This window comes from Micromonospora sp. M51, assembly GCF_018070305.1.
GTDB lineage: Bacteria > Actinomycetota > Actinomycetes > Mycobacteriales > Micromonosporaceae > Micromonospora > Micromonospora parva.
The window spans coordinates 1-6,464 of record NZ_JAGPXZ010000328.1; the positions used below are offsets into that span (position 1 = coordinate 1).

Consider the following 6,464-nt stretch of genomic DNA (forward strand, 5'->3'; position numbering starts at 1 on the left):
CTCTCCACCAGCCCGACCACCCCGAGCACCGTGGGGTCGTCGCGGGCCAGCCCGGCCAGCATCGCCACGGCCCGGTCGGCGTAGATCATCTGTCGGCCGGCGTTGGCCACCACGATCCGCAGCAGCGCCGCGCCGTCGGCGCCGGCCGACTCCTTCAGCAACGCGTACTGGGCGGTGGCCATCCCTTCGAGTTCCTCGCGCTCGGAGACGTACGACTCCTCGTCCGCGCGGGTCAGGTTTCCGGTCAGGGTGCCGAGGTAGACCAGGGTGAGGAAGGGCCGACGTCGGTCGCTGCGCTGCCAGACCTCCTCGGCGGCCCGGTTCTGCGCGAAGATGCGTCGTTGGACGGTGCGCAGCCGGTCCTGGCCGGGGTCGTTGTTGAACACCTGCGCGGCGCTGTCGCTGTAGCCGACACACTCACCGCTGGGGGCCACCTCGACGGAGACCTGACCGGTGAGCGAGGGGTGACAGCCCGGCCCCCACCGGCTAGGCCACCCACAGGCCGAGCGCCGCCACCAGCACCAGACAGAGCGCCGCCGGCAGAAAGCGCCGCGACCACCACGGCGGGTCGGGCGCGGAGAACGGCCGCACTCCGCCCCGCGACGGTGGGCCGGTGTCGGTCTCGTCGGGGCGCAGCGCCACCAGCCAGGTGGCCGGGCGGCGCAGCCGTCGCATCTCCGGCAGCGCCTCGGCCCACTCGTCGTACGCCTCCTCGGCCTCGGTCAGCGGGTGCGGTTCGGGCAGGTCCGGTGGGGGTTGCCCACCGGACGCGACGATCAGCAGCGGGTCGTTGCGCCCGGTCTCGGTGCGGACGTCGCCGATCAGGCGGACCAGTTCCCCGCCGACGTTGCCGGGGGCGACGTGATCGATCAGCAGCGCCGGGTACGCGGTGCGCCGCCAGTCCGACGGGCGCCACGGCCGACGCCGGTACGCCTGCCGCAGGTCCTCCAGGAAGGCGTGCAGCAGCAGCTTGTTGACCTGGTCGGGTTGCTCCCCGTCGCGCCAGCCGGCGGTGAGGCGCTCGGCGAAGCCGAGGAAGGTGACCGACTGCCGGGGCGCCAGGTACTGCTGGCGCATGAACCAGTTGTAGTGCCGGCCGAGCACCGGCACCCGACCGGAGACGGCAGCCCGGAAGACCACCCCCGGCACGGCGCGACGGACCAGCCAGAGCAGCACCTGCGAGACGATGCTGACCGCGTCACCGCCGGAGGGCAACGCCTCCGGCGTACGCGGGCCCCTGCGGTCGCGCAGCCGGCGGACCAGAGCCGCGCGGCTGTCGTCGGCGTCGACGCCGAGGGTGAAGCTCTGCTGCATGAGCCAGTCGGCGAGTGGATAGTGCCGGAAGCGCAGTCGGGCGGCGCCGAAGGCCTCCAGGGAGAGCTGCCGGTGCAGCTCGCGCAGCAGCGCCGGCACGTCCCCGGCACCGGGCGGCACGTCGGCGTCCAGCACGGCGTGCGGGACCCGCCGTCGGGGGCCCTGGCCGAAAAACCGGCGCAGCGGCACCACCAGATCCGCGGTGTCGGAGCGGACCAGCCACAGCAACGGCAGCCGGCGGTCACCGCGACGGGGCCGCCGCAGCAGCCGGGCGAGCAGCGCGAAGAGCTCCAACCCGCCGGGCGGCAGTCGCTCCCGGGCCGCTGTCGACTGCCGTTGGCTGATCAACTCCCGCTTGGGCAACTCCGAGCGCCGCACGCGTCACCTCCGATCCCACTCAGTGTGACGCATCGGGTACAGACGCGACGCCGGCCGACGGCCGAGCGCCCACAGGGGACACTCGGCCGCCGGCCGGTGCGGGGGTACGAGGACGGATCCGCGTTGGATCCGGTGGCGCGGAATCGTCAGCCGGTGACCGCGTTCAGCGCCGGCAGGTACCCGTAGCGGTAGCCGTCGGCGTCCGGGTGGTAGGCCTCGATGATCCCGGAGACGTCGTTGATCCACGGGTCGCCGGCGCAGACGCCGTGCCCGGAGAAGGAGGACCGGGTGTCGGCGAAGGTGGCTCCGGCCGCTGTGGCCCGGGCAGACGTGACCGAGGCGAGCACGTCGGCGGCCTCGTTGAGGATGGTGCGCTTGTAGGTGCTCATCGCGAGCCAACCGCAGGAGTTCGTCTCGAACAGGCGCGGGTAGCCGAGGACGATCAGGCGTGCGTTGGGAGCCCGGTTGCGGATGGCGGCGTAGGTCGCGTCCAGTCGGGCGGGCAGCGTCGTCGTGGCGAAGGTCTTGGCCGTGTTGACGGCGTTGGTGCAGGACGAGGTGCTGCCGAATCGGCAGCTGGTGATGACGTTGACGAAGCCCGCGTCGTTGCCGCCGATGGTGATGGTGACCAGGGTGGTGCTGGCGCTGAGGGCGCCCACCTGGTTGTTGAGCACGTCGGCGGTGACAGCGCCGCCGCAGGCCGGGAAGCTGAAGGTGGTCACGCCGTGGGCGGCCGCCCAGAGCGGGGCGTACGACTTCTGACTGCGCAGGCAGCCGGACAGATCGTACGGACCGGCGCCGACGCCGGAGGAGTACGAGTCGCCGAGCGCGACGTAGTTGACGGCGGCGGCCTGCGCGGTGCCGGGCACGAGCACGGCGCCCAGAGCGGCGGTGAGGACGGCGACCAACGCGGCCAGCGCGCGGGCCAGCGGACGGTGGGGCATGACGGACCTCCACAGAACGGGGATGGTGGGATCCTGCGACCGCGCGCGTGGCCAGGGGCGGAACGGTTGTTACCAGGCGGTAATGCTATCGAAACATCGACATCAATGGAATAGCGCGACCACGCCGCGCGGCGGGTCGGCGACGTTCACAGTTGTCGATTAGGTTGACGAGGCGAACACCCCGATGGAGGGAGTCCACCCCGTGCGACGAGCACTCACGGCGGCCACCGCCGCCCTGACCCTCACCACCGCCGGCACCATGCTCGCCGGCACCCCCGGCCAGGCGGCCCCGACGGGCTGGGGCCGGCCGGTCGTCACCGCCGCGCCGCAACCCGGCGCGCCCGGCCTGGGCGACAGCTACTTCCCCGACTACGGCAACGGCGGCTACGACGTCGAGCACTACGACGTCCGGCTGCGCTACGACCCGGCCACCGACCTGCTCACCGGCACCACCACCATCCTCGCCACCGCCACTGAGGACCTCTCGACGTTCAATCTGGACTTCCTGCTCGACGTCGAGTCGGTCCGGGTCAACGGCTGGGCGGCGACCACCAGCACCGCGGGGGCGCACGAGCTGGTGGTCACCCCGGCCCGCACGGTGACCCGGGGTCAGCAGCTCACCATCGTGGTGCGCTACTCCGGCGTGCCGTCGGAGACGCTGGTCGGCGGCTACACCGGCTGGACGCGCACCGACGACGGCGCGCTCGCCGTCAACGAGCCCGAGTCGGCGTGGTGGTGGTTCCCGAGCAACGACCACCCACTGGACAAGGCCACCTACGACATCTCGGTGTCGGTGCCCACCGGCGTCGAGGTGATCAGCAACGGCGTGCAGCCGAGGCCCCCGGCGGCCGAGGCCGGCAACCGCACCCGGTGGATCTGGCGGACCACCACCCCCACCGCCACCTATCTGGCCTTCATGGCCATCGGCCAGTACGACATCGTCACCGACACCACACCGGGCGGCCAGTCGGTGATCAACGCGTACAGCACCTCGTTGGGGGCGCTCGGGCCGGCCGCGCGGGCCAGCATCGAGCGGACCGCCGAGATCGTCGACTGGGAGAGCGGGATCTTCGGCCCGTACCCGTTCGAGGCGCAGGGCGGCGTGGCCGGGCCGGTGGACGGCATCAGCTTCGCGTTGGAGACGCAGACCCGACCGGTGTACGGGCCGGGTTTCTGGCGACGCGGCGCCAACACCTACGTGGTGGCCCACGAGAACGCCCACCAGTGGTTCGGTGACTCGGTCTCGGTGGCCGAGTGGCGCAACATCTGGCTCAACGAGGGCTTCGCCTCGTACGCCGAGTGGCTGTGGTCGGAGGAGCAGGGCGAGGGCACCGCCCAGGAGGTCTTCGACTTCACCTACGCCAGCTACCCGGCCGACGACGAGTTCTGGCAGGTGCTGCCCGGTGACCCGGGTGCCGCCCGGGTCTTCGACAACGCCGTCTACGACCGGGGCGCGATGACCCTGCACCAGCTGCGGTTGGCCGTCGGCGACGACGCGTTCTTCGAGATCCTGCCGGCGTGGACCGCCGAGCACCGGTACGGCAACGCCACCATCGAGCAGTTCCAGGCGCTGGCCGAACGGATCTCCGGTCTGGACCTGGACGACCTGTTCACCACCTGGCTGTTCTCCGCCGGCCGCCCCGACGTGGCCAGCGTCGCCCGCAAGGCCGCCGCGCCGACCGAGCCGAAGTCCTGGGCCAAGATCCGCGAGGCCCACGACCTGATGTCGCACTGAAGGTTCGACCACTGCTGAAGATCCGCGCAACTTCAGGGAGGCACCACGTTCCTGTTGTTGCGCGGATCTCGGCGTGGGGTGGACGGCGCGCTCACCGCGATGTCGGTGCCGGCCCGGCGGTGGCCAGCTCCCTGAGCTGGGTCCTGTTCGACGCGACAGCACCGGCGTCGGCGGGCGCGATGACACAGACCGCCCCGGTGGGCCGCACGATGCGGGCGGCCCGGAACGCCGCCCGGCGTACCGGATGGCGGGGCCGCGGCACGACCAGCGCGAGGGTAGCCGTGCGGGCGCGCTGCCGGTCCAGCGCGACGCTCGCCGCCACCGTGGCGATCGCGGCGGCCGATCCGGCGAGGACAAGCGTCTGACGGGGCCCGGCGTGTTCGGCGAGCCAGCCCAGCAGCGGGGCGCCGACCGCGGCGGAGACCGAGCCGGTGACCGCCAGGGCGGCGAGCACCCGCCCCCGCATCGCGCTGTCGGTGTCGAGTTGGGCGCGGGTGCCGACGGTGGTGTCGATGACCACCGCGGCGGCGGCGATCGGCAGGATCACCGCGGCGAAGCTCCAGGTGCCCGGTGCGAGACCGGCGACGATCTGCAACCCGCTGGCGAGCAGGCCGGCGACGACAAGCGTCCGGTAGCCCAGCGATCGCCGTCGGGCCGCGACGAGCGCGCCCACCACCGTGCCGACAGCGAACACCGTCGACAGCAGGCCGTACCCGGAGGCGCCGGCGTGCAGCGGGCCGTCGCTCATCGCGGCCATCGTCACCTGGTAGTTGCGGCCCAGGCTGCCGAGCACGAACGACAGGGCGAGCGCGAGGAGCAGCACCGGCTGCCCCCGCAGGTAGGTGAACCCGGCGCGGACACCGCCCCGGTTCGGCCCGGCGTCGGGCACCGCGAGTCCGGGCACGGCTCCCTGGCGTACGGCGAACAGCGCCACCACCACGGCGATGAAGCTGGCCGCGTTGATGCCGAACAGCAGGGCGGGGCCGACGGCGGCCACCACCACGGCACCGAGGCTCATGCCGAGGATGCGGCCGGCGGAGTTGGTGAGCGAACCGAGCGCCAGGGCGTTGCCCAGCGTCTCCCGGTCGACGAGGCTTGCCGCCCAGCGCCCCATCACCGGGCCTTCGACGGCCGAGACGGCACCGGTGGCCAGCGAGATCGCGAAGATCAGTGGCAGGCCGCCGACCCCGGTCAGGGCGACCGCCGCCAGTCCGGCGGCGAGCGCCGCGTGGGCGCCCTGGGCGGCGATCAGCAACGGGCGGGCGGGCAGCCGGTCGGCCAGCACGCCACCCCACACGCTGAGCAGCAACGTGGGCGCCGCCTGGAGCAGCACGGCGAAGCCCATTGACGTCGCCGAGCCGGTCTCCTTCAGCACGTACCAGTTGACCCCGAGGACCTGCATCCAGGTGCCGACGACGGAGACGAAGCCGGCGAGCGCCCAGATCCGGTAGTTGCGGTGGCGCAGCGCGGCGAAGGTGGCACCTCTGGCCACGGCGATCCTCCAGCGATCGGCAGCACGAGCATTCACACCGATCGCGGCGCGGTTCGGCAGCCGACAAGTCTTGTCGGCTTAAACCCTTTTGCCCACTTTTGTGAGCGGCTTCACCAGCGGGAATACCCGGCCGGTGCGGCAGCGGCCCAGCCGCACCCGCCGGGCGCCCGCCGCGCAGCCAGCGGCGAGAGCCAGCGCGTCCCGGCCCCCCCGGGCCGGCAAGGCACCGACACCACCCAGATAGCCGTGGATGGCGGCGGCCGCCGCCCGCCCCTCGGCGATCGCCCAGACGATCAGCGAGGCGCCCCGGTGCATGTCACCGGCCACGAACACCCCGTCGGCGGCGGTCTGCCAGTCGTCGCGGGCGTCGACGGCGCCCCGCGGGTTGCGGGCCACGCCGAACTGGGCCAGCAGCGGCTGCTGCTCGGTGCCCTCGAAGCCGATCGCCAACAGCACCAGATCGGCCGGCAACTCCCGCTCGGAGCCCGGCACCACCGTGACGATCCGCCGGCCGTCGCGCTTCTCCACCGTCACCTCGGCGATCCGCACCGCCCGCACCTGACCGGTGCCGTCGTCCACGAACTCCTGCACCGCCACGGCG

At 72.8% G+C, this 6,464-nt stretch carries 4 protein-coding genes and 2 pseudogenes; 1 reads left to right on the forward strand and 5 read right to left on the reverse strand.

Annotation, left to right across the window (positions count from 1 at the left end; all coding sequences use genetic code 11):
- The 3 genes and pseudogenes from KBX53_RS36415 to KBX53_RS18225 all read right to left on the reverse strand — a co-directional run.
- A pseudogene (locus tag KBX53_RS36415) lies at positions 1-434 on the reverse strand (hypothetical protein); the annotation flags it as partial.
- Between the two features lie 52 nt (positions 435-486).
- Complete coding sequence (locus tag KBX53_RS18220; RefSeq protein WP_247675814.1) at positions 487-1,692, reverse strand: hypothetical protein; 1,206 nt, start codon at positions 1,690-1,692, stop codon at positions 487-489.
- 146 nt (positions 1,693-1,838) lie between these two features.
- The gene (locus KBX53_RS18225) at positions 1,839-2,636 is read right to left on the reverse strand and encodes an SGNH/GDSL hydrolase family protein (protein WP_030334407.1); all 798 of its coding nucleotides are present in this window, start codon (positions 2,634-2,636) and stop codon (positions 1,839-1,841) included.
- A 202-nt stretch (positions 2,637-2,838) separates the two neighbouring features.
- On the opposite strand from KBX53_RS18225, the gene KBX53_RS18230 reads away from it, so the two are divergent.
- Entirely contained in the window at positions 2,839-4,371 is a 1,533-nt protein-coding gene (locus KBX53_RS18230; protein WP_210860553.1) for a M1 family metallopeptidase, read from the forward strand.
- Between the two features lie 91 nt (positions 4,372-4,462).
- On the opposite strand, the gene KBX53_RS18235 is transcribed toward KBX53_RS18230, so the two are convergent.
- Positions 4,463-5,863 (reverse strand): MFS transporter, encoded by a 1,401-nt coding sequence (locus KBX53_RS18235; protein ID WP_030334411.1) that lies wholly within the window; start codon positions 5,861-5,863, stop codon positions 4,463-4,465.
- A gap of 213 nt (positions 5,864-6,076) precedes the next feature.
- Positions 6,077-6,464 (reverse strand): annotated as a pseudogene (locus KBX53_RS18240) (FAD-dependent oxidoreductase); the annotation flags it as partial.

What these genes read in the sequence shown, in the direction of transcription:
- KBX53_RS18225 (WP_030334407.1), bottom strand. Translation starts at nt 2,636, where the DNA reads ATGCCCCACCGTCCGCTGGCCCGCGCGCTGGCCGCGTTGGTCGCCGTC.